At 33.7% G+C, this 23,791-nt stretch carries 22 protein-coding genes; 18 read left to right on the top strand and 4 right to left on the bottom strand.

Annotation, left to right across the window (positions count from 1 at the left end; genetic code table 11):
• Positions 1-99: 99 nt before the first annotated feature.
• The 16 genes from KD050_RS04635 to KD050_RS04560 all read left to right on the top strand — a co-directional run bounded on the left by KD050_RS04635 (position 100) and on the right by KD050_RS04560 (position 18,176).
• Entirely contained in the window at positions 100-1,404 is a 1,305-nt protein-coding gene (locus KD050_RS04635) for a tyrosine-protein kinase domain-containing protein (protein ID WP_211895066.1), read from the top strand.
• Between the two features lie 14 nt (positions 1,405-1,418).
• Positions 1,419-2,144 carry a tyrosine-protein phosphatase gene (locus tag KD050_RS04630; protein ID WP_211895065.1) on the top strand — a complete coding sequence of 242 codons (726 nt, stop codon included), beginning with the start codon at positions 1,419-1,421 and terminating at the stop codon, positions 2,142-2,144.
• 30 nt (positions 2,145-2,174) lie between these two features.
• The gene (locus KD050_RS04625; protein WP_211895064.1) at positions 2,175-3,338 is read left to right on the top strand and encodes an O-antigen ligase family protein; all 1,164 of its coding nucleotides are present in this window, start codon (positions 2,175-2,177) and stop codon (positions 3,336-3,338) included.
• On the top strand, positions 3,316-4,311 hold the full coding sequence (locus KD050_RS04620; RefSeq protein ID WP_211895063.1) for a glycosyltransferase: 996 nt from the start codon (positions 3,316-3,318) through the stop codon (positions 4,309-4,311). Before KD050_RS04625 ends, KD050_RS04620 begins: the two co-directional genes overlap by 23 nt.
• A 9-nt stretch (positions 4,312-4,320) precedes the next feature.
• The gene (locus KD050_RS04615) at positions 4,321-5,805 is read left to right on the top strand and encodes a lipopolysaccharide biosynthesis protein (protein WP_211895062.1); all 1,485 of its coding nucleotides are present in this window, start codon (positions 4,321-4,323) and stop codon (positions 5,803-5,805) included.
• Positions 5,805-7,016 (top strand): ATP-grasp domain-containing protein, encoded by a 1,212-nt coding sequence (locus tag KD050_RS04610; RefSeq protein ID WP_211895061.1) that lies wholly within the window; start codon positions 5,805-5,807, stop codon positions 7,014-7,016. Before KD050_RS04615 ends, KD050_RS04610 begins: the two co-directional genes overlap by 1 nt.
• 32 nt (positions 7,017-7,048) lie before the next feature.
• Entirely contained in the window at positions 7,049-8,167 is a 1,119-nt protein-coding gene (locus KD050_RS04605) for a DegT/DnrJ/EryC1/StrS family aminotransferase (protein ID WP_211895060.1), read from the top strand.
• On the top strand, positions 8,164-9,042 hold the full coding sequence (rfbA, locus tag KD050_RS04600) for a glucose-1-phosphate thymidylyltransferase RfbA (RefSeq protein WP_211895059.1): 879 nt from the start codon (positions 8,164-8,166) through the stop codon (positions 9,040-9,042). The genes KD050_RS04605 and rfbA overlap by 4 nt, the downstream gene beginning before the upstream one ends.
• 11 nt (positions 9,043-9,053) lie before the next feature.
• Positions 9,054-10,088, top strand: a complete 1,035-nt coding sequence (gene rfbB / locus KD050_RS04595) for a dTDP-glucose 4,6-dehydratase (RefSeq protein ID WP_211895058.1) — start codon at positions 9,054-9,056, stop codon at positions 10,086-10,088.
• An 18-nt stretch (positions 10,089-10,106) separates the two neighbouring features.
• Positions 10,107-11,306, top strand: coding sequence for an ATP-grasp domain-containing protein (locus KD050_RS04590; RefSeq protein ID WP_211895057.1), 1,200 nt, complete (start codon positions 10,107-10,109; stop codon positions 11,304-11,306).
• A 59-nt stretch (positions 11,307-11,365) separates the two neighbouring features.
• Positions 11,366-12,652, top strand: a complete 1,287-nt coding sequence (locus tag KD050_RS04585; RefSeq protein WP_235753914.1) for a type III PLP-dependent enzyme domain-containing protein — start codon at positions 11,366-11,368, stop codon at positions 12,650-12,652.
• Between the two features lie 84 nt (positions 12,653-12,736).
• Positions 12,737-13,837, top strand: a complete 1,101-nt coding sequence (locus KD050_RS04580) for a glycosyltransferase family 4 protein (RefSeq protein WP_211895056.1) — start codon at positions 12,737-12,739, stop codon at positions 13,835-13,837.
• Entirely contained in the window at positions 13,834-14,742 is a 909-nt protein-coding gene (locus KD050_RS04575) for an NAD-dependent epimerase/dehydratase family protein (protein ID WP_211895055.1), read from the top strand. Before KD050_RS04580 ends, KD050_RS04575 begins: the two co-directional genes overlap by 4 nt.
• Positions 14,743-14,757: 15 nt before the next feature.
• Positions 14,758-16,392 (top strand): GNAT family N-acetyltransferase, encoded by a 1,635-nt coding sequence (locus KD050_RS04570; RefSeq protein ID WP_211895054.1) that lies wholly within the window; start codon positions 14,758-14,760, stop codon positions 16,390-16,392.
• A 49-nt stretch (positions 16,393-16,441) separates the two neighbouring features.
• Positions 16,442-17,164, top strand: coding sequence for a hypothetical protein (locus tag KD050_RS04565; protein ID WP_211895053.1), 723 nt, complete (start codon positions 16,442-16,444; stop codon positions 17,162-17,164).
• A 4-nt stretch (positions 17,165-17,168) separates the two neighbouring features.
• Complete coding sequence (locus KD050_RS04560) at positions 17,169-18,176, top strand: polysaccharide deacetylase family protein (protein WP_211895052.1); 1,008 nt, start codon at positions 17,169-17,171, stop codon at positions 18,174-18,176.
• Positions 18,177-18,381: 205 nt separating this feature from the next.
• Here KD050_RS04560 and KD050_RS04555 read toward each other — a convergent pair whose 3' ends face one another.
• The gene (locus KD050_RS04555) at positions 18,382-19,596 is read right to left on the bottom strand and encodes an NAD(P)/FAD-dependent oxidoreductase (RefSeq protein ID WP_211895051.1); all 1,215 of its coding nucleotides are present in this window, start codon (positions 19,594-19,596) and stop codon (positions 18,382-18,384) included.
• A 103-nt stretch (positions 19,597-19,699) separates the two neighbouring features.
• Here KD050_RS04555 and KD050_RS04550 point away from each other — a divergent pair, with 103 nt between their 5' ends.
• Entirely contained in the window at positions 19,700-20,575 is an 876-nt protein-coding gene (locus tag KD050_RS04550; protein ID WP_211895050.1) for a 5'-3' exonuclease, read from the top strand.
• Here KD050_RS04550 and KD050_RS04545 read toward each other — a convergent pair whose 3' ends face one another.
• Entirely contained in the window at positions 20,576-21,091 is a 516-nt protein-coding gene (locus KD050_RS04545; RefSeq protein WP_211895049.1) for a C39 family peptidase, read from the bottom strand. It abuts the gene before it with no gap.
• A gap of 146 nt (positions 21,092-21,237) precedes the next feature.
• Here KD050_RS04545 and eis point away from each other — a divergent pair, with 146 nt between their 5' ends.
• A complete protein-coding gene (eis, locus tag KD050_RS04540) occupies positions 21,238-22,497 on the top strand; it encodes a GNAT family N-acetyltransferase (RefSeq protein ID WP_211895048.1) in 1,260 nt (419 codons plus the stop codon).
• Positions 22,498-22,701: 204 nt separating this feature from the next.
• Here eis and KD050_RS04535 read toward each other — a convergent pair whose 3' ends face one another.
• The gene (locus KD050_RS04535) at positions 22,702-23,160 is read right to left on the bottom strand and encodes an STAS domain-containing protein (RefSeq protein ID WP_211895047.1); all 459 of its coding nucleotides are present in this window, start codon (positions 23,158-23,160) and stop codon (positions 22,702-22,704) included.
• Positions 23,161-23,348: 188 nt separating this feature from the next.
• On the bottom strand, positions 23,349-23,669 hold the full coding sequence (locus KD050_RS04530) for a thioredoxin family protein (protein WP_211895046.1): 321 nt from the start codon (positions 23,667-23,669) through the stop codon (positions 23,349-23,351).
• Positions 23,670-23,791 lie beyond the last annotated feature (122 nt).

The raw sequence follows: 23,791 nt of genomic DNA, 5'->3' as shown, positions 1-23,791 counted from the left end.
GTAGAGAAATGTACAAGTTTATGGGATAAACGGTTGAATATAATTCTATCTGGAAATTTTAAGGGAGGAGTCTGCTAATTTGGACACGATGAAGTTAACATGAATTATAGTATCAATATTAAGCAAATATTTGGAGTAATAAAAAGTTATTGGATCCGAATAGTAGTGATTATATTGTTCATAACTTGCACTGGAGGAGCCATTGGACTAACAATTCCAAAAGTTTATGAAGCAGAAATGGATATTCTTGTTAATTACTCAACTACTCCAAACACAGGGGTCTCCATCAATGAGATCGATGCGAATTTACGTTTAATTGAAACATATAAATATTTATTAACTACAAACCAAGTATTAGAAAAAGTAAGTGATTCCATGGATAACAAAGTAAGTATAAATGAATTAAAAAATAAAATAACAATAATATCGAATAACCAGTCACAAATCATGACGATTCAAGTACAGGATGGAACAGCGAAGGGTGCAGTTGATTTAGTAAATATGGTTGCGAATGTATTTCAAGAAGAAATTAAGACTTTGATGAAGATGGAAAATTTAATTATCCTCGGGGAAGCTTCAATTAAAAATAATACAAAAGTGGTTAATCCGCATTCTGCGTTTTATTTCGTTATTTCTTTTTTCTTAGGAACATTTATTTGTTTCGTTTTCTTAATAATAAAAGAAACATATTTTACTATTTTAAATCTTGAGGAATTAACAGAAAAGCATCTTAGTTTACCTAGCATGGGTTCAATTCCTGTTATAAAAGACCAATTGAACAGGTTTGAAAATTCGATTGAGTCCTTTCGAAACATACGAGCAAATATACAATTCCAATTAAATGAACAAACAATTAAATCGGTTGTAATTACAAGCTCAGTTGCGGGGGAAGGAAAATCATTCATCAGTGCAAGTTTAGCGAAAACGTTTGCGATGGATAATAAAAAAGTTGTCTATGTTGACGCAGACTTACGTCGACCTGTAGGTAGAAAAATATTTAATATGAAAAAACAAGCAGGGATTACTTCCTTTGTAGCTGGGCAGGCAAAGCTTGCAGATATTATCCAACTTACAGAATTTGAAAACCTGTCATTCATTGGGGCAGGTCCTTATCCTCCGAATCCAGCTGAAATTTCTTCATCCAATGAGATGAAAATATTGCTCAACCAGTTAGAGAAGCAGTTTGATGTCATTATTATTGATAGTCCACCATTATTGGTTGCTGATGTGCTTAGTTTAGTAGATATAGCGGATGGCTGTCTGCTCGTTATCAATGGTAGTAAAACAAAAAAGGATATTGCAAAGAAAAGCTTAGAGAAGCTTCATAAAGTGCAAGCTAATGTATTAGGAACAATTTTAAATCGAAATAAATTTCAACAAGATCGATCAACTGATTATTACTAAAGGAGCGGAGACAATTGCTAGTAGATATTCATAATCATATTTTACCAGGGTTAGATGATGGTGCTGCAACAGTAGAACAATCATTGATGCTTATAGCGAATGCGGCAGCTAACGGAATAAAACATATTGTAGCAACTCCGCACCAAGACGAAACGTATAAAAATAAATCATTGATTGTATACACGAAGGTAAGGGAAATGAATGCACTATTACTAGAAAAAAATATTCCCGTTACGTTATATGCTGGAATGGAAATATTATTGAATGAAAGTATATTAGATAATAACTTATTAACCCTAGCGAATAGTGGGAAATATCTACTAATTGAATTACCTAATAATCACTTTCCTCCTTATCTATTCGATGTATTATATAAACTTCAATTAAAGGGCTTAATACCAATCATTGCTCATCCAGAAAAGAACGCATTTCTCTTGCAGAACAAAGATAAAGTATTAGAAATTGTAGCAAGAGGAGCACTTTTACAAATTACAGCTGGAAGTGTACTTGGAAAGAATGGAAGGAAAATTAAGGCATTTTCGAACCAGCTTCTAAAAGAACAACTTGTTCACTTTATTGCATCAGATGCGCACAGTTTAAGGCATCGACCTTTTCTATTGAACAAAGCATATGAATATATTGAAAGTAAATATAGTACTGACTTAGTAGAATATTTCAAAGAAAATGCAAAGCATGTTTTAAAAGGTAGCGAGTTTTACGTATTGGATACAAAGAGATAGTAGGGAAATATTATACATGAGGAGAAGACAATGGCTGAGAGAAGTAATAATTGGATATCGTATTTTTTATTTTTTACATTGGCAGTTAGCTCCTTCGTTGTCATCGAACCATCTCCTTATGATCTACTTATTATTCTACTTTTAATAATAGGTTTTACTTTCTCTATCTACAGCTTTTCAAAGGAAATGGTTTTTCCAATAATAATTCTCTCTATATTTTTAATAAGCAATATATTATCTTTATTTTTTATTAAAACTATTGGACCTTCTATTTTCTTTACAGCAATTACATTTTACTTAGCACTAACGTGGATTGGAATAATTGGGCTGAGTAAAAGGATAACTCGAATACGTTTGCAATTTATATTACATGGTTATTTAATATCTGCATGTCTTTCAGCAATTATTGGTATTTTAGCTTTTTTAAATCTCATACCTTTTAGTGATTTATTTTTAATGTATGGAAGAGCCAAAGCACTTTTCAAAGATCCTAATGTTTTTGGTCCATTTTTAGTTATGCCAGCCTTGTTTTCGTTAAGTATGACAGAGCGCAAGGACATGCCATTAAAGAAAAAAATGTTCTACTATCTTACCTTTCTAATATTAATTGCTGCAGTAATTATTAGTTTTTCTAGAGCAGCATGGGGCAACTTGTTTATCTCTCTATTTATCTATCTATTTCTGTTCAAAGTAAATCTATTTAAAAGAAGAATTCATACTGTATTATTTATCGTAATTGCCGGGATTCCGATTATTTTATTTATAATTCAAACTCCTTTAATCGAAGATTTACTCGTATCTCGATTAAGCTTTCAAAATTATGATAATGAGCGATTTGGAACGCAGCTTGCGGCATTTGAAAGTGGAATTTCTAACCCACTCGGAATTGGGTCAGGTCAGTCTGAGAATACCTTTAAATATTCTCCACATAGCCTTTACGCCCGGGTTTTTACAGAGAACGGTGTAATCGGTATTTTATCTTTCAGTTTTTTTCTCATTGTAAGTACGTTTAAAGCACTTTCCAGTTACTGGAGTTCGAAGCGGGAGGATGGCGTTTTTTATGTCGTCATTTTTGCAAGTCTAATAGGTTTAGCATTTAATAGTTTTTTTGTTGATACATTACATTGGAGACATTTTTGGCTGCTACTAGCTTTAGCATGGATTCCATTAAATGAACGAAGAAATGAGTGGTAGATTGAATATCTTAGTCAGTGTCAACTGTACTACTTACAATCATGAGAATTTTATAGCTGAGGCAATTGAAAGTTTTGTAAATCAAATAACAGACTTTAAATATGAAATTCTAATTGGGGAAGATTGTAGCACTGATAATACTAGAAAAATAGTAGATCACTATGCAAATTTGTATCCAGATAAAATTAGAATAATAACATCTCCAACTAATATAGGTGCAAGAAAAAATTCGCAACGACTTATTCAAAACAGTAAAGGAAAGTATATTGCTGAATGCGAAGGGGATGATTATTGGACAGATCCTAATAAACTGCAGCGGCAAGTAGACTATATGGAGAATCATCCAGATTGTACTTTATGCTTTCATTCTGCTGAAATAATTCAGGCACCGAGTAAAAGAACTGATAGATTTATTAGACCTTATGTTACTGATCAAGTTAGCCCAATGGAGGATATTATTACTGGAGGTGGAGGGTTTTGTCCAACACCATCGTTATTTTATCCTAAAAACTTAATGGAAAATCCACCTCACTTTTATGAAACAGCACCAATAGGTGATTATCCAATGCAGATGTTACTCGCAAGTCACGGGTATGCGTATTATATGGATAAATGCATGTGCGCATATCGAAGTGGTGTAGAGGGATCATGGACAAATCGCATGATTCTTAGCAGTAATAATAGAGAAAAGGTTACTCAAATAAATAGTGGAATTATTAACCTGTTAAACGGCTTTAATGAATACTCGGAATATAGGTATAAAAATGAAATAGCAAAGGTTCAGGAAGGCTTAGAATATGAATTATTAATCCTCCAAAAGAAAAGGATAAAGAATAAAACAATACCTAACTATTCTTTAATGTACAAAGTAAGTGTACATCTTAAAGTATTTCTACGCTGTAATTATCCGCAGTTGTTTATGAAATTATCCAGCTTAAAAACTACTAAATATATGAAAAAACCAAATGATTAAGGACATCATATGAAAGGTACAGCCTCTTTAACGAATAAGACGACACGAGCGATTGTTTGGAGTTTTACTGAATTGATGGCAAATTACGGGATTCAGTTTATTATACAAATAATTTTAGCTAGGTTATTAGTGCCAGAGCATTTTGGTGTGTTTGGAATGATTTTAGTATTTATCGCTATTTCTTACTCTATTGTGGACAGTGGATTTACCCAGGCCCTCATAAGAGATCAGCACACAACTCAGGAAGATTATTCAACTGTGTTCTTTTTTAATCTAGGAATCTCCTTTGTATTATATGGAATACTCTTTATCAGCTCTAAAGGAATTAGTGTTTTTTTTGAAGAACCTCAATTACTAGAGATTATTCGAGTGCTTTCTATTGTCATTATCATTAATGCCTTTGCAATTATTCAAAGAGTTATGCTTATGAAGAGGATTGACTTTCGTACAATTACAAAAATCAGTGTCATATCATCCGTAACTTCAGGAACAATTACAATAATTGTAGCAGTTTTAGGATTTGGAGTCTGGAGTCTGGTAGTTAATATGATTTTACTTCAGCTAATTCAGGCTTTGTTGCTCATTATTTATAATAGATGGCTACCAAGTTTTGTTTTTAATTACCAATCCTTTAAACGTTTTTTTAGTTTTGGTTCAAAATTACTTCTTTCTGGTCTCATAGATACTTTCTATAACAATCTCTATTTTTTAATAATAGGTAAGTTTTTTTCAATTACACAGCTTGGATATTATACAAATGCGGTAAAAGTTAGGGACCTTGCATCGCAATCCTTAGCTTCGACAGTACAACGAGTAACGTATCCAGTGCTTAGTAGTATCCAAGAGGATGAGAATCGTCTTGAACTAGGATTCAAGAAAATAATTAAACTTTCTGCATTTATTAACTTTCCATTGTTAATTGGCTTGGCAGCAATAGGGAACCCAATATTCCTAATTCTTTTTGGAGAGAAGTGGATGCCTTCAGTCATATATTTTCAATTGCTGTGCTTTGCAGGAATGTTATATCCACTTCACGCTTTAAACTTAAATATTTTACAAGTCAAAGGTAGATCTGATTTGTTTTTGCGATTAGAAATTATTAAAAAAGGCCTTCTCACCATACTTATTGTACTTTCTTTCTTATTTAAGCTAGGAATCATTGGATTAATTTGCGCGGCAGTCATAAATTCTTATCTTTCATTACTTATTAATATGCATTATTCAGCAAGAGAGATTTCATATTCGACTAAAGAACAGGTAAAAGACCTACTACCGATTTTGGGGGTTTCCATTGTAATGGGAGCTATTGTAGTTATGATTGGTAAGATAATAACACTCGGGAGTATTTCCACTCTTATTTTACAAATTAGTATAGGTATTGGAGCTTATATAGGATTAAGTAAAATCTGTAATATTCGTGAGTTGCTTCTTTTAATAGAACTATTAAGGTCTTTCTTATCTGGTCAGAAATCAAGAAAAAGTGAGGGGAATTAATGAGAAAAGTCATGTTCCTTGGAGGCTCAATACAACAGTTACCAGCAATACAATATGCCCAAAAACAGGGTTATCATACGATATTATGTGATTTCTTACAAGACAATCCAGGTCAATATTATTCAGATGAATTTTATTGTGAGAGCACAACTGATAAAGAGGCAATTTGCATAATCGCGATGCAAAAAAAGATTGATGGAATTGTGGCATATGCATCCGATCCAGCTGCAGCAACTGCAGCATTTGTTAGTAATAGATTAAATTTGCCTTCGAATTCCTACGAGTCAGTACTAGTGCTGTCAAATAAATACTTATTTAGAGAATTTCTATTCAAAAATAATTTTAATTGTCCTAAAGCAAAAAGCTTCAAAAACGTTGAAGAAGCAATTAATAGTTTAAGTGAATTTCAGTTTCCATTAATAGTTAAGCCAACTGACTCCTCAGGTAGTAAAGGTGTTTCCAAAATTGATAAACAAGAAGAATTAAATGATGCATTTAATACGGCAATTTCTTACTCCAAGAATAATCAGGTGATTATTGAAGAGTTTATTGAGATGTCACATGAGTATATGGTTGGGGGTGATATTTTTGTTGTTAATGGAAAAATAGACTTCTTTGGGTTATTAAATTGTCATAGAAGTAAAGAAATCAATTCCTTGGTACCAATAGGTAAGAGCTATCCATTATTAATCGAGGAAGAAAAAATACATTTAATACATGATGAGTTACAAAAAGTAATAACCCTTCTGGACATAAGAATGGGAGCATTTAATATTGAAGTAATGTTCAGTAAAGATAGAGGTCCATACATTATAGAAATGGGACCAAGAAACGGTGGGAATATGATACCACAACTACTCCAAATAATAACAGGGGTAGATTTAGTTGAAGCTACCGTTGAAGCAGCTTTAGGAAAAATCGATGAACTAAAAGTTGGCTGTTCTTTACCATTAGATTCTTATTTTTCAACTTATATCATCCATTCTTCTAAAGCAGGTAGATTAAAAAACATTATATTCTCCAAGGACATACAAGAGAATATAATTGACAAAATTATCTTTAAAGAGGTAAATGAAGAAGTTGAAATATTTGACAACTCTAGTAAAGCAATGGGAATTATTTTTTTGAAATATAGAAGTTTAGAAGAATTAAATTTCAAAATGAAAAATATGAATAAGTTCATTGAAATTCAATTAGACGATATGGAGTAATCAATCCAAATGAGATTAAAAGGGAGTTTTAGATGATAAAAGATGAATCTATATACATTACAAGACCATTACTTCCTGATCTAAATGATGTATACGCTAAGCTAAAAGATGTTTGGGATAGTAAATGGCTTACAAATAATGGCCCTCAGGAAGACTATTTGAAAGAAGAACTAAAACAATATTTGCAAGTAGAAAATTTATCCCTATTTAATAATGGGACATTCGCATTACTCTTAGGTTTAAGAGCTTTAAATTTAACCGGAGAAGTTATTACAACTCCATTTACTTTTCCCGCAACAGTTCAAGCATTAGATTGGAATAATTTAACTCCTGTTTTTTGTGATATAGATCCCACAACACTTACCCTAGACGCTGCAAAAATCGAACCCCTCATTACGGAAAAAACTTCTGCTATTCTTGGTGTTCACACATTTGGAAACCCATGTGATGTAGAACAAATTCAATCAATCGCAAACAAATATAATTTGAAGGTAATTTATGATGGTGCCCATACATTTGGAACAAATCTAAATAATAAAGCTATTGGCAATTACGGTGATATGACGATGTTCAGTTTCCATGCAACAAAACTCTTTAATACTGTAGAAGGCGGAGCATTAACTTTTAGAGACAATAGTTTAGTTGAAAAACTGAGCCTCCTAAAAAATTTTGGAATAGCAAACCCAGAGGAGGTGGTTCTTTCAGGTCTAAATGCAAAGTTAAACGAAATTCAGGCGGTAGTTGGACTTGAAGTATTAAAGCTTGTGGAAACCGAACGCAAGAAAAGACATGAAATAAAAAGAGCGTATGAATTGTACTTGACCGACGTACCTGGTATTAACGTGTTGACGAAATTAGAAGATGAATGCAGCAGTTATCAGTATTTTGTCATTCAAATAGATGAAGAGTTGTATGGAAGATCAAGAGATTGGCTACACGAGAAACTAAAAGAGTACAACGTATTTACACGAAAGTATTTTTATCCTTTATGTAGCGACTTTGAATGGTATCAGCATTTAGAATCTGCTCGTAAAGAAAATCTTCCGATTGCCAATAAAGCTGTGACACAAGTACTTGCTATGCCATATTACGGTGAATTGCAACTTGAATCGGTTGAGAAAATTTGTAAAGTGATCCGTGATTCTATATGAAAGGAATTATTTTAGCTGGTGGATCTGGTACTCGTTTATATCCGCTAACAAAGGCTATCTCTAAGCAAATGCTACCAGTTTACGATAAACCAATGATTTATTATCCTCTATCAGTTTTAATGCTTGCGGGAATAAGAGACATACTAATTATTTCTACTCCAAGAGATATAGAGGGATTTCAAGAATTATTGGAAGATGGTACTAAAATAGGGGTGGATTTAACATATGCCATACAAGAAAATCCAACAGGTCTTGCAGATGCCTTTATTATTGGTGAGGAATTTATAGGCGACTCTTCAGTTGCTTTAGTGCTCGGTGACAATATTTTTTATGGCTCTAATTTTGGGCATAAAGTACAGGAAGCAGCAACTAACTTATCAAAAGGTGCCCTTATATTCGGGTGTTATGTGAGGGACCCTAGAGCATATGGTGTAGTAGAGGTAGATGAAGAAGAAAATGCTATTTCAATAGAAGAAAAACCCGAGAATCCAAAATCCTTTTACGCGATACCAGGTCTCTATTTTTTTGATAATCAAGTAACAAAAATAGCTAAAGAGGTTAAACCTTCTGATCGAGGAGAAATAGAAATTACTTCTATTATTAATGAGTACCTTCAATTGGGAGAATTGAAGGTAAAAATAATGGGAAGAGGATTAGCTTGGTTAGATACTGGAACCCATGAGTCTCTTTTAGAGGCATCTAATTTTGTAGAAGCTATCCAAAACCGACAGGGATTATATGTTTCATGTATTGAGGAAATAGCCTTTCGCAGAAACTATATATCGAAAGAACAATTACTAAAGCTCGCGGAACCGTTAATGAAGACAAACTACGGCAAGTATTTAGTAGATGTTGCAAATTCTAATAGAGCATAAAGGAGATTAGGATGAATATCTTAGTTACAGGTGGCGCAGGATTCATCGGATCAAATTTTATAAAATATATGCTATCAAAATATGATTACACAATAGTTAATCTGGATTTATTAACGTATGCTGGTAATCTGCAAAATTTAAAGGATATCGAGCACGAAGAAAGATATCACTTTGTAAAAGGAGATATTTGTGATCGTGATCTACTATCTAAACTGTTTCACCAATATGATATTCAAGCTGTTATCCACTTCGCAGCTGAATCTCATGTAGACAGAAGTATTGATGAACCAGAAGTTTTCTTAAAAACAAATGTGTTTGGTACACAGGCATTATTAGATACAGCCAAACATTATTGGAAGGTCCATAAATTAGATAAATATTGCACTGAATATAAAGACGACGTTAAATTTATCCAAATTTCTACGGACGAAGTTTACGGTGCTTTAGGTAAAGAAGGATATTTTACTGAAAAGACAAATCTCTCACCGAATAGTCCTTATTCTGCCTCCAAAGCATCTGCAGATTTAATGGTGAGAGCTTATTATGAAACGTACAAATTACCTGCTGTTATTACTAGATGCTCAAATAATTATGGTCCATATCAATATCCTGAAAAGTTAATCCCTTTGGTTATTTCACAGGCTTTAAATAATCTTCCAATACCAGTCTATGGAGATGGAAAACAAGTAAGAGATTGGCTGTATGTGGAGGACCACTGCTCGGCAATCGATTCAGTTTTCCATAACGGAAGAATTGGAGAGGTATACAACATCGGTGGAAATAATGAAAAAGAAAATATAGAAACTATTAAATTCATTTTAAATTATTTAAACAAAAGTGAGGATTTAATCGAATTTGTTGAGGATCGTTTGGGGCATGATAGAAGATATGCGATTGCTAATACTAAGATTAGTGAAGAGTTGGGATGGGTTCCTTCTAATACATTCAATGACGGTCTTTCAAAAACAATACAATGGTATTTAGAAAATAGAAAATGGACAATGTCTCATATTTCTAATGCTAACAAGACTTCAAAAAAACATTAAGATTATTGGGGTGTATGTATGAAGAAAATCATGTTACTTGGTGGATCTGCTCAGCAAGTTATTGCGATTAAATGTGCAAAAGAACAAGGATATTACACTATTTTATGTGATTATTTAATAGATAATCCAGGACAATATCATTCTGATGAATATTATTGTGTAAGCACAACGGATAAGGAAGCGGTACTAGAAATTGCAAAGCAAAAGAATATCGATGGAATTGTTGCTTATTCATCAGAAGTAGCAACAGCTACGGCAGCTTATGTAGCAAACAAATTAAACTTACCATCAAATCCATATGAATCCGTATTAATTTTATCGAATAAAAACCTATTCAGAGATTTTTTAATGAATAACGGCTTTAATTGTCCTAAAGTGAGAAGCAACCATTCAAAAAGTGAAGCAAAGGATTGCCTTACAGATTTTGAATTTCCGATAATGGTAAAACCTGTAGATTCTTCAGGAAGTAGAGGAGTTACACGGATATTTTCTCTGGAAGAGTTTGATAGGGCGTTTGATAAAGCTCTTTTAAATTCAAAACAAAAACTAGTCATTCTCGAAGAGTATATTGATATGACACATGAGTGCATGATTGGTGGAGACATAATCGTAGTAGATGGAGTTATTGAATGTTTTGGATTTTTAAATGGATATAGAGATATAGAGAAAAATGTATTTATTCCAACAGGTAACAGTTATCCAGTTTTTATAGAGGAAGAAAGGCTAATACTAGTACGCAAGGAACTGCAAGAAGTAATAAATTTATTGAACATAAGTAGGGGAGTCTTTAATATTGAAGTTCTGTTTGATAGAAATGGAGAACCATATATTATTGAAATGGCTGCTAGGAATGGTGGGCATATGATATCTCAACTATTAGAAATGGCAACGGGTGTAGACTTTGTAAAAGCAACCGTTGAAGCAGCTTTAAATAACAACAAGATAGAAATTAATGACAGGCAGGTACAGAATTACTATGCCACTTATTACTTGCATTCATTTGAAAAAGGAAAGCTAAAAGAGATAGTATTTTCTGATGAAATAAAAGAAAATATTATTCAAAAAGTAATAAATAAAAAATATGAAGATCAAATAGAAATATTTAAAGGCTTAGATAAAATAGTGGGAATTGTTTTCCTAAAGTTTAGTTCCTCAGAAGAGTTGAAATTCAAAATGAAGAACATGAAACAATACATTGATATTCAATTGATTAGCTAAAAATTTATTTAATTTCAGTATTCAACCAATTATGAGATAAAAAAGGGGCTAATTAATCGGTGCACAATATTAAGGGAATAGAGAATAGTGACCAGGTTGATTATTTAGAGAAAGTGAATTTATTAAAAAAGCGATTTGGAGACTCCTTTTATTTATTTGACTTGGAAAAATTAAGCACAAACTATTTGAAGATGTTCTCAGCATTTAGTAGTAGGTACAGTAAATTTATTATTGGATATTCATATAAAACAAATTATTTACCAATTTTATTAAAAGAAATATCTAAATTAGGAGGATACGCAGAAGTTGTTTCTAGGATTGAATATGATTTAGCACTAAAAATCGGAATGAATCCAAAGAATATTATTTTTAATGGCCCGTTGAAGTCTCCGGATGATATCGCTTTAGCGCTGAAAGAAGGCAGCATTATTAACCTAGATTCGTTTAGTGAAGTTGAGATAGTAAAAGAATATATTCGGAAGAATAAAAGCAATCATTATAAAGTAGGATTAAGAGTAAATTTTGATATATCAATTGATGGGGAAAGCCCTCTTCAGGATGGATTTAAGCAAAGTAGATTTGGCTTTTGTGTTGAAAATGGAAATTTAGAAAAAGCTTTAAACGATTTAAAGCAAATAGAAAACTTAGATGTGGTTGGTCTGCATGGTCATTTTTCTACCCAATTAAGAAGTTTAGAAGTTTATGAGAAAATAACCCAGAAATTATGCGATCTTTCAAAAATATATATTTCAAACACGTTAGAGTATCTGGATATTGGAGGCGGATTTTATGGTCATGTACCCGAAACAATGAAAATAAATAACGTCCCTTCATATGATGATTATGCAATGGCGATCTGTTCCATTATGAATAAAGAAAAAATACATTTTAAAAACGAACCATTTTTAATAGTCGAGCCAGGTTTATCTTTAGTAGTTGATACATTTAAATTCTTTTGTAAAGTAGTCGATGTGAAGAGAAATGGTAATGAATATTTTGTTCTAGTTAATGGTAGTGTTCATAATATTAAACCTAGTATTAGTAAAAAAAATACCTCGATGGAACTTGTCAAAACAAATGTAGCTGACTATCAAACAGATAGGTTTAATGTTGTTGGTTATACATGCATGGAGAAAGATTATTTAATGATTGACCATGTTGGAGAAATTCCAAAAGCAGGAGATTTTCTAGTATTCCACAACATGGGTGCTTACACTATAGTACTTAATCCTCCTTTCATCAAAGAGAGACCCCCAATTATCGCAAAAATAGATAATCAATTTATGGTAGTTAGGAAGAGAGAGGAATTAGATGATTTCATCAGTAGTAATGTCTATGTCTTCTAATATGTAACTTCACGGATTACAAACTCTATATTGAATAGCGCTTACTCTCAATTGGTTTCTACAAAATAAAATGAGGGATAATAGATGAAAATTGTTCAGCTGATTACACATATGTATGAGGTAGGGGGAGCTCAAGTACATGTTCTTTACCTTTCGAAAAGACTGGTAGCGGACGGTAATCGAGTCTCAATCCTTTATGGAACCAAAAAACAACTAGCAGATGAGCTTTATGTAAAAGAGATTGAATACATTCCACTGAAGCATTTAATAAGAAATATGAACTTGGTCAAGGATTTACTCGCTTTTTTTGAAATTAGAAAAGCCTTAAAACAATTGGATCCTGATATTGTAGCTATTCATTCCTCTAAAGCTGGGATTCTTGGAAGAATCGCCTGTTGGACGCTTCGAATTCCTTTTGTATTCACAGCACATGGATGGGCTTTCACTGATGGTGTGGCGAAAAACAAACAGGTTTTATATCGTAGAGTAGAAAAGTGGATTGGTAAAATATCGAAAAAAGTAATTACCGTATGTGATTATGACAGAATTCTTGCGTTGCAACATCAGGTGTTAAGCCCTTCCAAATTAATAACAATTCACAATGGTGTAATGGATCAAAGCCGCGGTAACGTTCAACTAGTACCTAATGACATGGTAAAAATATTAATGGTGGCTCGTTTTGACAAACCTAAAAAACAATTGGAGCTATTACATGCACTTTTCCAAATAAGAGAATTAAATTGGTATATGATTTTTGCTGGTGACGGTAGGCTAAAAGAGCAGTCGGCTCAATATGTACAGGAGCATCATTTGGGGAATAAAGTAACATTTTTAGGCAATCATTCCAACGTCTCCGAGCTATTGATGGATGCGGATATTTTTGTACTCACTTCTTCATGGGAGGGGTTGCCTCTATCCATATTAGAAGCAATGGCGCATGGACTTCCAATTATTGCGTCTAATGTAGGGGGAGTGAAAGAGGCTGTGAGGAATTCTGAAAATGGGTTTTTAATTCACCATAATCTGCCCGAGTTACTTACTACATTAATCGAAAATCCTTCACTACGAAAAAGTATGGGGAAAAAAAGTCGCGAAATATATGAAGCTAGTTTTACCTTTGAGCGGATGTACAGTCAAACCTTTCAAACGTATAAAAACCTAATAAAATTGGAGGAAAAAGATTGAAAGTACTAGTAACGGGAGCAGCAGGTTTTATAGGATCATTTGTAGTCCAGGAGCTATTAGATCATCAATTTTCAGTCGTTGCTTTAGATAATCTTTCAAATGGAAAAAAAAGCAGAGTACCTAGAAATGCAACATTCTATGAAGCTGATATTACAAATTCTGAAACTGAACGCATTTTTGAACTAGAAAAGCCGGATTATGTTATTCATCTAGCTGCACAAACTTCGGTACTGGATTCTATGGAGAACCCAATAGCAGATTGTCAAGCGAATGTATTAGGAACACTCAATACACTTAAATACGCCAACCAATTTAACATAAAAAAATGTGTTTTTGCTTCCTCGGCCGCTGTTTATGGAAATCCGAGTGCTCTACCCGTAGAGGAAGATTCTAAATTATCTCCACTTTCCTTTTATGGATTATCAAAAGTTTCTGCTGAGAATTATGTGCGCTTGTATGAAAAAATGTTCGGCCTTAAAAGCTGTATTTTAAGGTTTTCGAATGTTTATGGGCCAAATCAGGAGAGTGGCGTCATCTCGAGCTTTCTTCATCGAATTTATAAAAAAGAAGCGCCAATTATTCATAATGGAAGTCAAACAAGGGACTTCATATATGTAAAAGATGTAGCCGCTGCTTGCCTTACTGCACTGGTAAGTCATGAAACCGGTGTGTTCCATATTAGTTCAGGAATAGAAAGAACGATTAACGAAGTATCTAAGTTAATCTCACACTTTACTAATATAGAAATAGAGCCAATTGTAAAAGAGTTGGATGCGGCGGAGATTAAACGAAGTGTACTGTCAAATGAAAAAGCTAAAAGACTTCTTCAGTGGGAACCATTTTACTCATTAGAGGAGGGATTGGAAGAAATTATTCAGTCTTTTAATATAGATAATAAATTGTAAACGAAGGAGAATTATTTGAAACTTATAAGTATTAAATCTTATAGTCATTTAGAAGTTTACAAACAAGACTGGAATAAAATTATGGAAGATAACGAAAATACTAATCCTTTCATAGAATATGAGTTTGTATATAACTGGTGGAGAATTCTAGGCTATCAAGAAAATGTTGAAATAATAGCGATACAAGAACACAACAGGATGATAGCTTTTTTCCCCTTTCAATTTAAAAAAACATGGTATGGCTATATGGCAAATTTTTTAGCACTTGGTATAGCAAATTATATGGATATTATTGTGAGGAAATCAGATGCAAGTCGCTCAATTATGTTTGCATTAGATGAATTGATAAAAATGAAGAAAAGTATTGTATTTTCTCTTCATGGGCTGTTGGAAAGTACAGTCACACCTTTTGCGATAACTCAGTATTTAAATGCTAGGAATATGAAGGAACGTCATTTCTCAATCATTACTCCATATATTAATCTGGAGCAGATTAATTTTGACGAGTATATGAAAACCCGAAAAAAACTACACGGTATGGATCGACGAGACAAGAGGTTGAGGGCATTAGGCGACGTTTCGTTGAAAGTACTAGAAGCGAATGAAATGGATGAAATTGTAAGGTTGCACAAGCGAAGATGGGAGAAGAAAAATGACACAAGCGGTTTTTCTTCAGAAAGTAAGCAGGAGTTCTTTAGATATTTAGCTGAGTTACCCAAAGGAAAGTTTTCAGTTCGTTTAACAACACTTCAAGTACAAGAAGAAAAGGTTGCTTTTACGTATGGATTTACTTGTCGTACACGTTATTTAGGATATGTATTAGGACATGATTCAGATTTTGATTGTTATGGGCCAGGCAGATTATTGATAAAAGAAAAAGTTAGCCAATTAATATCCGACGGTTTTCAAAAATTGGATATGAGTATTGGGTATGAACCTTATAAGATGGAATGGAATACGGATGTAGACTATACAAGAAAATCTATATTTTCTACAAATAACGTACGGGCAAAGACTATTAGAAATACACTATGGATCAAGAATATACTTATTTCTAAAGTGAAAAAATACAGAGCTGTTGTGTTGTTTCGAAGAAATACGATAGGGAAAGTTAGATACTTTCTACGTCAAAAAGGAAGTTTTAGCTATAGGGGAAGGGTTATTAATACGAAGTTATTTCCCTTTATCTATGATAAGAGATCTTATGTTATTGGGAAAATTTCAAACTTTGAAGAGATAGAGGACACGGAGACTAGCTTTACGGAACTCTCTCCAAATGCAGCTCTCTCTTCTGAACATGAACGAAAAGATATTTTACAGAGAATTTATAATGGATATGCTGGATTCTATTCAGAAGACCTATTAAAAGCATTTTGGGTAAATGAAAATGTCATTCGATTAGATAGTGTTGGGGTAGTCCTTAATCTGAAAAAAAGAAGCATTTATATAAATGATTGGAAGAATGAAAATATTATACAAATTCTAGGGTTTGTGAAGCATCGTTATAAAGGGAAAGATATATTTGTAAGTGTTCATATAAAGGATAAGGAAAGTGTTAATTTACTAACCCAACTTGGGTTTCAATGGACTGATAAAGTAACTTTTACTAGAGTCCTCGGAAAATCAAAAATTAGTAGAGAAGAATATTAAAAGAAAAGAAGGTGCCACAATAATCCTAGTAAAGCGAAAACTATTAAATTTGACATTAGTAAATTGCTACTTTTTAAAAACTGGGGAAACACCATTACCATCTGCGCACCTTATTGGTTTTTCTCATGCCTATCGACCAGTTAACCAATTGATAAAACAAACTACGCTACTTATTGATTTAACTAAAAGCGAAGAACAATTATTAAAAGACCTTCATCGTACAACTAGAAAACAAATTCGACAGGCAACTAAGTTTGATTTTCAAATAGAAGTAATAGACCAGCCGACCATTGCTAATATAAGAGAATTTCAAAACTTTTACAATGAATTTGCGAAATACACCAATACGTTTAAATGTGGTGCATTCCACGTAAAAACAATGGAGTTATTAATTGAATCGAATAATTTGATAATTACCAGAATAGTAAATGGGAGTAGTAATGAAATCCTTGGCTATCAAGTTTATATTACAGATAAGGAGACTGCCTTTTCTTTGTACTCTGCATCTCACTTTAGATTAAAGAATGACTCAACGGATAAAAGAATGTTAAGTATCGCTAGCCGTTATTTACTTTGGAAAAATATTCTGTATTTTAAGGGTAGAAGGAATTTGGTATACGACATGGGTGGTTTAACATCAAATGATAATATTAGCAGTTTCAAAATGGAGTTCGGCGGTGAAATTACTGAAGTCTATTCAGGTTATGAAGCAAGCTCCCTAATAGGGAAATTAGTTCTTTGGGGGAGAACGATTAAACTGAGGAAAGGATGAGGAGTTGGGGGCTCTTATTATATCATTAGACTTTGAGCTTAATTGGGGAGTACATGATGTTTATACAATAGAAGAATATGGAGCCAATATTCTCGGTGCTCGAGTAGCTATTCCTCAAATACTCCAATTGTTTTTAAAATATGATATTCATGCGACATGGGCAATTGTTGGTATGCTGTATTGCAAGGATAAACAGGAGCTATTATCATATTTTAACACGATGGATATACCTTATGAAAATACTGCATTTAGTCCAATAATGAATCTTTCCAAAGTAGGGGCGAATGAAACGGTGGATCCTTATCATTTCGGAATGTCACTAATCGAAATGATACGAGAAACATCCAATCAAGAGATTGGAACACATACCTTTTCTCATTTTTATTGCTTAGAAAATGGGCAAGATAAGGAGCATTTTAAGAAGGATTTGAAGGCTGTTTCTTCGTTGGGAAAAACGGCATCTTTGGTTTTTCCAAGGAACCAAGTAAATCCAGATTATTTACATCTATGTAAAGAGCTTGGAGTAAAGGCGTACCGAGGAAATGAAAAAACCTGGATGTATAAAGCTCATACAAGTGAAAAAAATTCATGGCTGAAACGATTGTGTCGTCTAATAGATGCGTATGTAAATATATCTGGCAATCACACGTATTGTTTAAAGAATATCGAAGCAGAACCCATTGTCAATATACCTTCTAGTCGCTTTTTGAGACCTTATAATAGTAGATTGTCCATGTTAGAACAGCTTCGTCTCCGCCGAATTAAAAAGGGATTAACTAGGGCCGCAAAGAAAAATGAACTCTATCATTTATGGTGGCATCCGCATAATTTTGGGAGAGATACAAAGGAAAACCTCCAATTTTTAGAAGAAATCTTAAAGCATGTCGACTATCTAAAGAACAAGTATAACTTTCAAAGTATGCATATGCGAGATGTTACCGACGTTTTAAAAATTATTACGTCAAAAATAGTAACGAATAGTTACTATTTCCCGTTTATTGTGATTTTCTAATGTCTATAACCGGAATGTTCAAGTTCTAACACTTTTTAAATTCCCAAGTAGACAGACAATCAAGAAGAATAGAGGGTCATACATAAGAAATGATCCTCTACAAACTTTCCTACTTGATGCTTATTACTGGTAATATTATTAAAAAATCTATCCTAAGCTCTGTCTAATAAATACAATCTAGCTTATCTTTCAAGCACTTTTATTGTTATGCTATACCATATTTCCGATCAAGTTGCACAAGCTCGGCATCTTCGTTTCGATTTCCTACTATTAAATCTTTTAAAATATGAGAGCCTATCATACTATATACAGTTCCATTGCCCCCATAACCAAGTAAATAGAATTGGTTTTGTTTACTAGGATGTTGCCCTATAAATGGTATATTATCTACCGACTCTCCAAAACTAGCAGCATATGCATAATCTATTTGAATATCATAATTAGGAAATAGTTCTCTAGACTGGTGTAATAAATTTTCCGCTCGTTTCTGAATGATTTCGTCAGAGTCGGGTGCTTCTGGTTTATCCTCGTCTAATCCACCAACAACTATTCTTCCTTCAACTGTTGAGCGAATGTATAAATAAGGTCGCTTTGTTTCCCAAATTAATGCTTGTTCATACCAATCACTAAATTCTGGGATTGGATTGCTAACAAATGCATAGGAACGATTAATATCGGCTCCAATTCTCCTACCTACAGGAGTAGTTTCATAGCCAGTTGTGTAGACGATATGTTTGGCGTAAAAAGATTGACCGGAGGTACGTATATTTAAAGAATCGTTATCCTCAAATACATCCAATACTTCCGTATAAGGAAATAAATGTACACCTAACTCTTCTAGTTTAGTTAGGACTCCATGCACAAACTTCAATGGATTAATCTCCGCATCACCAAATGTCACTAAGGCACCATGCTTGGAAAAAGGCATTTTTTCAGCCATCTCATTTCGTCCCCAATAGTCACAAGGAAACCCATATTTTTTTAATGTATCATATTCAGCTTTTATCATTTCTACGTCGTTTTCGTCGCTCGCATAACATATACTTGGTCTTCTAATGAAGTCTACTTCTATTGGTAGGCTCTTTGCTATATTCTCTAGATCATCCATTGCTTCATAACAGAGCTGGTAAAAGCGAACAGCATCTTTTTCCCCGATTTGGCCGATTAGTTGGTGCAGCATAATATCATTAGAGTATTGTAAAAGGCCAGTATTTGCGCTGGAGCTCCCTGTTGCCATCTCACGCTTGTCTAATATTGCTATCTTAAGACCACTTTCTGCTAATGCAAGTGCAGTAAGTGATCCAGACATTCCAGAGCCAACTATTACAACATCATATATATCTAGTTTTTCATAAGTAGTTTTTGGTATGAATGGCTTTGTAGTAGTAGGCCAATAAAGGGATCCATTATGTATTTTCATCTTTCATACTCCATTCTATTAGTTTCAATATATATACCCACTGTTTAATAGATTGAATCTACTCGTGTTATAATAAGTAAACTTTAAAAAAAGGGTGTTTAAAATGACTCAGGAAAAACCACATGTATTAGTAATAGATGGAATGGCATTATTATTTAGATCGTTTTTTGCAACTGCAATGTCCGGGAATTATTTTAAAAATGACAAAGGAATTCCGACAAATGCGGTGCAAGGTTTTGCTCGGCATGTATTGGCGGCACAAAATTTGATGCAGCCTACTCACATGGCTATTTGCTGGGATAAAGGTATGCTTACATTTAGAAATGAGCTTTACGATGGTTATAAAGCAAATCGCCCTAAGCCAGCCGAAGAGCTTATCCCCCAGTTTGATATGGCTCAGGAGTTATCTGAGCACTTGGGGTGGATGAACTTTGGAATAGCCGGAATGGAAGCGGATGATACAATTGCTTCAATTACACATAAATGGAAGGAGGACGCGAGGTTTACTATAGTTAGTGGAGATAAGGATCTTCTGCAATTACTCGAGCCATCCACAGAAATTGCGTTCACGAAAAAAGGTTTTACCATTTATGATGTATACAATGAAGCTCGTTTCCTTGAAGAATACGGCATTTCTCCTTTGCTTTTCCCAGATGTGAAGGCATTTATGGGAGATTCTAGTGATGGCTATGCAGGAGTGAAGGGAATCGGTCCGAAAACAGCGCTACAACTTGTCCAAACCTATGGAACAGTCGATAAAGTCTTAGAGGCATTGCCACTTTTGAAGGCAGGTCAACGAACAAAAATCGAGACGGATATGGAGATGCTGAAACTTTCCAAAGAGTTAGCTACGATTCGAAGAGATGTCCCGATAGGAGCAGAGCTGGATCATTTACAAATAAAAGATATCCCGTCGACGAAACATGATTTTTTACATGAGCACGGTTATACTATTTTGGCTAGACAGCTTCAAAAATAGTTATTTGTCTATAGGAGTAATTTGAACGAAAGTGAGAATGGATGCATTATCTGAATAGCGAACTTTTCTAATTTGACTGGGACGATTTCTACCTCCATTGTCATGGATGATTAACACCACTTCACCATCAACTAATTCATAGCCAATAAGTGGAACCCAATGATAGGAAAAATTACATTTTTTATTCCACTGTAGCGAAAAGTATTTATCAAACTTTAATGCGACAGGTCTTCCATTATTCAATTCTTTTAATGCTATTTGCAATGTACATTTGTTTACTTCCCAATTTGGTCCTAGCAACTTACGCAAGTTTCGAATAAATCGATAGGTAAATAACCCAATGCGAGTTCCACCTAATTTTTTATATAAATCATTAGGATGAAATGGACTTGCATTAGGTAACAAATAATTTAACAAGACAAAAGCTGTAACTGGTCCACAAGCAGATGCTTGATAGCTTGCCTGAATTGAAGAATCATATTGAGAATGACCTTTAATTGGTAATTGGACTTTCATAATTTGACCTCCGAGGTATAGAGATTTTTTCCTGTTAGCTACGGGAAAAAATTTTTTATTTTCCGTGAAGAATATTATTATTCTCAAAATAGTTTAACTATTCTATAATACAATTTAACACAATCATATAATAAGGGGGAATTAGTATGATTATTCGGTTACTACAGAAAGAAGATATGGAGCAAGCGGCTAATATAGCGGCAATGGCATACCCAGGTATGCTTATCCAATCAGTTGAAAAGACAAAGGAGTTCGCGGAACGTCTTATAATAGAACAAAAAGAAGACAATGGATTACAATTTTTTGGTTGCTTTAATGAGCAAGAGGATCTTGTAGGAATATTTAGAATAAATGATTTTGAGTGCAATATTAACGGGAAATTTCAACGTATTCTTGGTATTGGACTAGTAGCTGTCCACCTATTACATAAAAAAGAAAAAGTGGCATTTCAAATACTATCTTATTTTCATGCATATGCAAGGCAGGAAAATGCTGCGCTTGTAGCTTTGCATCCATTCAATCCCAGTTTTTATCGTAAAATGGGCTATGGGAACGGACCACTTCGATATGAATTTAAATTTAAGCCGGGAACATTACTGACGGATGGAGATAAAAGCAAAGTGAAATTTTTAGCTCCAGCGGATGAAGACGCAATTGTTTCTCTATATAATGAATATGCCCAAAACAATCATGGAATGATGAAAAGAACATGGAAGGAAAAGCAATATATTAAAACGAAAAAAACGTATTATGTTGGAGTAGAGGATGAAAATAATCTGATAGGTGCATTAGCTTTCACGTTAGAACCGGTGAAGGATAGCCATTTTTTACATCAACATTTGGAAGTACATGAATGGATATGGAGCACACCAACTGCATATAAACAACTTACTGCTTGGCTAAGCTCACAGCAAGACCAGGTGGACCGAATTATTTTCCGTACAAATGATCAATCATTTATGTACAATCTTTCTAACCCGTTAAATGATTCCAATCATTTAATTCCTAGTGTTTATCATGAAGTGGCGACCACAGGAACTGGTATGATGTATCGAATTACAAAAGTGGAAACATTCGTTACAAGTACTAATTTTACTGGACTTGGCAGACCTGAAAAAGATACAAGGATATTAATCGAATTAGTGGATACATTTTTACAGGAGCAGTCGGGGATATATGAATTACAGTACGAAGGGGAACTGTGGAAAATTCAAAAACTAGAAAAGGCTGAAGAACCGGTGAACTTAACAATTGGAATTCATTATTTGAGCTCTTGGTGGATGGGCTGTGTATCGCTAGAATCTTTGCATAATACTGGGCAAGCGAATGTCTCTAATATTGAACCAAAGTTATTAGATGAGTGGTTTAAGCCTAAAAGTGGACCAATTTGCTTTACATCTTTTTAATCCATAGTCTTGTTTAATAACACTTTTGAATTATAATGCTTCAAATGCAGTGCACTTTAGGAAATGTGAAGTGTATAGTGGGCTAAAAACTGAAAAACTGGTCGCAACTTTGGTCATGACCAGCCTCCAATGCCACTGTCCAACGAGTCGCATATAGGTAATGGATGTATTTACATGAAATTCTAATATTGCATTTTCTTAATTTTATTTAATATTTTGATCCGATTTAACTAAAAGCATATTCAATGCCTCACGGAAGCTTTTATATGTCTCAATATCCACTTGTATACTAGCATGAACAATTTCGCGGATAAATCGAGGATTGAACCCAACATAAATTGGACGAATTCCCATTAATTTAAGAGAGCTATTCAAACTGGTAATAGACATGGCGAGTTCATTGTAGTCGAATGCTTCTACGTCTTCTACATTAACCCCAGTAAAGTCAAATACCGCATGTTCGATTTCTTTGTGCTCTCCGATATAGTGGAGTGTTTTAGTTTGAATATTTTCAAAGCGCTCTCTAAACATATAGCCAGCAATAGGGATTAAAATGGTCTTAGGAACGATAGATGGAATAATTGGAGTAGAAACTGTTTTAATAATTCTTTCGTAATAAGCGAGTTTTTCTTTTAGTTCAATTATTTCTTGTTCTTGTGACATAAAAATCAGCACCTCTGTTTTTTCTTATTATACCGTATACAACTATTTGACTGCGATACTAAAATGAAAGGCTGCTTCTATAAGAAACAGCCTTTCTTGTTCTTTGCATCTAAGAATTCAGTAACCCTGCTCCTTCGCGAAGCTCGTCGCAGTATAACGTAGAGATACAATATGTTATTGATTCTTTCTTACTTATCTTGGGCATCTAAAAATTCTGTTACCTGCTCAGGAGATTTTGCATTTGCACTATGAAGATGAGCTTTTTTCTCGCCGTTTTGGTAAATAAGAAGACTTGGGATACCCATTACTTCATATTTTTCGGCAACTTCAGGCAGCTCGTCCCGATTGACTTCATACCAAGTATACTGGTTATACTTTTCAATTATTGGATCAATGAACATTTCCATACGACGGCAATCAGGACACCAGCCAGCTTCAAATTTCACTAATACCTCTTTGTCTTTAGAAATAATCTCATTGAATTGTTCAGTAGTTGTAATTTTTTGCATGTTTTATTTACCTCCTATGACTTTGTTTACAGTTTACACTGTTTCTTATTTTGGAGAAAGAAAAAAGAATTATTTATTCATTTTATTATTGCGAAAATTTAAATATTGTTCTAAACTAATAG

It is taken from the genome of Psychrobacillus sp. INOP01, assembly GCF_018140925.1.
In the GTDB taxonomy this organism is placed as follows: domain Bacteria; phylum Bacillota; class Bacilli; order Bacillales_A; family Planococcaceae; genus Psychrobacillus.
The sequence above is the reverse complement of the archived record's forward strand: the minus strand, read 5'-3'. Positions and strand labels throughout refer to the sequence as shown.

What these genes read in the sequence shown, in the direction of transcription:
- KD050_RS04635 (WP_211895066.1), top strand. Translation starts at nt 100, where the DNA reads ATGAATTATAGTATCAATATTAAGCAAATATTTGGAGTAATAAAAAGT.
- KD050_RS04625 (WP_211895064.1), top strand. Translation starts at nt 2,175, where the DNA reads ATGGCTGAGAGAAGTAATAATTGGATATCGTATTTTTTATTTTTTACA.
- KD050_RS04620 (WP_211895063.1), top strand. Translation starts at nt 3,316, where the DNA reads ATGAACGAAGAAATGAGTGGTAGATTGAATATCTTAGTCAGTGTCAAC.
- KD050_RS04615 (WP_211895062.1), top strand. Translation starts at nt 4,321, where the DNA reads ATGAAAGGTACAGCCTCTTTAACGAATAAGACGACACGAGCGATTGTT.
- KD050_RS04610 (WP_211895061.1), top strand. Translation starts at nt 5,805, where the DNA reads ATGAGAAAAGTCATGTTCCTTGGAGGCTCAATACAACAGTTACCAGCA.
- KD050_RS04605 (WP_211895060.1), top strand. Translation starts at nt 7,049, where the DNA reads ATGATAAAAGATGAATCTATATACATTACAAGACCATTACTTCCTGAT.
- rfbA (WP_211895059.1), top strand. Translation starts at nt 8,164, where the DNA reads ATGAAAGGAATTATTTTAGCTGGTGGATCTGGTACTCGTTTATATCCG.
- rfbB (WP_211895058.1), top strand. Translation starts at nt 9,054, where the DNA reads ATGAATATCTTAGTTACAGGTGGCGCAGGATTCATCGGATCAAATTTT.
- KD050_RS04590 (WP_211895057.1), top strand. Translation starts at nt 10,107, where the DNA reads ATGAAGAAAATCATGTTACTTGGTGGATCTGCTCAGCAAGTTATTGCG.
- KD050_RS04580 (WP_211895056.1), top strand. Translation starts at nt 12,737, where the DNA reads ATGAAAATTGTTCAGCTGATTACACATATGTATGAGGTAGGGGGAGCT.
- KD050_RS04555 (WP_211895051.1), bottom strand. Translation starts at nt 19,596, where the DNA reads ATGAAAATACATAATGGATCCCTTTATTGGCCTACTACTACAAAGCCA.
- KD050_RS04550 (WP_211895050.1), top strand. Translation starts at nt 19,700, where the DNA reads ATGACTCAGGAAAAACCACATGTATTAGTAATAGATGGAATGGCATTA.
- KD050_RS04545 (WP_211895049.1), bottom strand. Translation starts at nt 21,091, where the DNA reads ATGAAAGTCCAATTACCAATTAAAGGTCATTCTCAATATGATTCTTCA.
- eis (WP_211895048.1), top strand. Translation starts at nt 21,238, where the DNA reads ATGATTATTCGGTTACTACAGAAAGAAGATATGGAGCAAGCGGCTAAT.
- KD050_RS04535 (WP_211895047.1), bottom strand. Translation starts at nt 23,160, where the DNA reads ATGTCACAAGAACAAGAAATAATTGAACTAAAAGAAAAACTCGCTTAT.
- KD050_RS04530 (WP_211895046.1), bottom strand. Translation starts at nt 23,669, where the DNA reads ATGCAAAAAATTACAACTACTGAACAATTCAATGAGATTATTTCTAAA.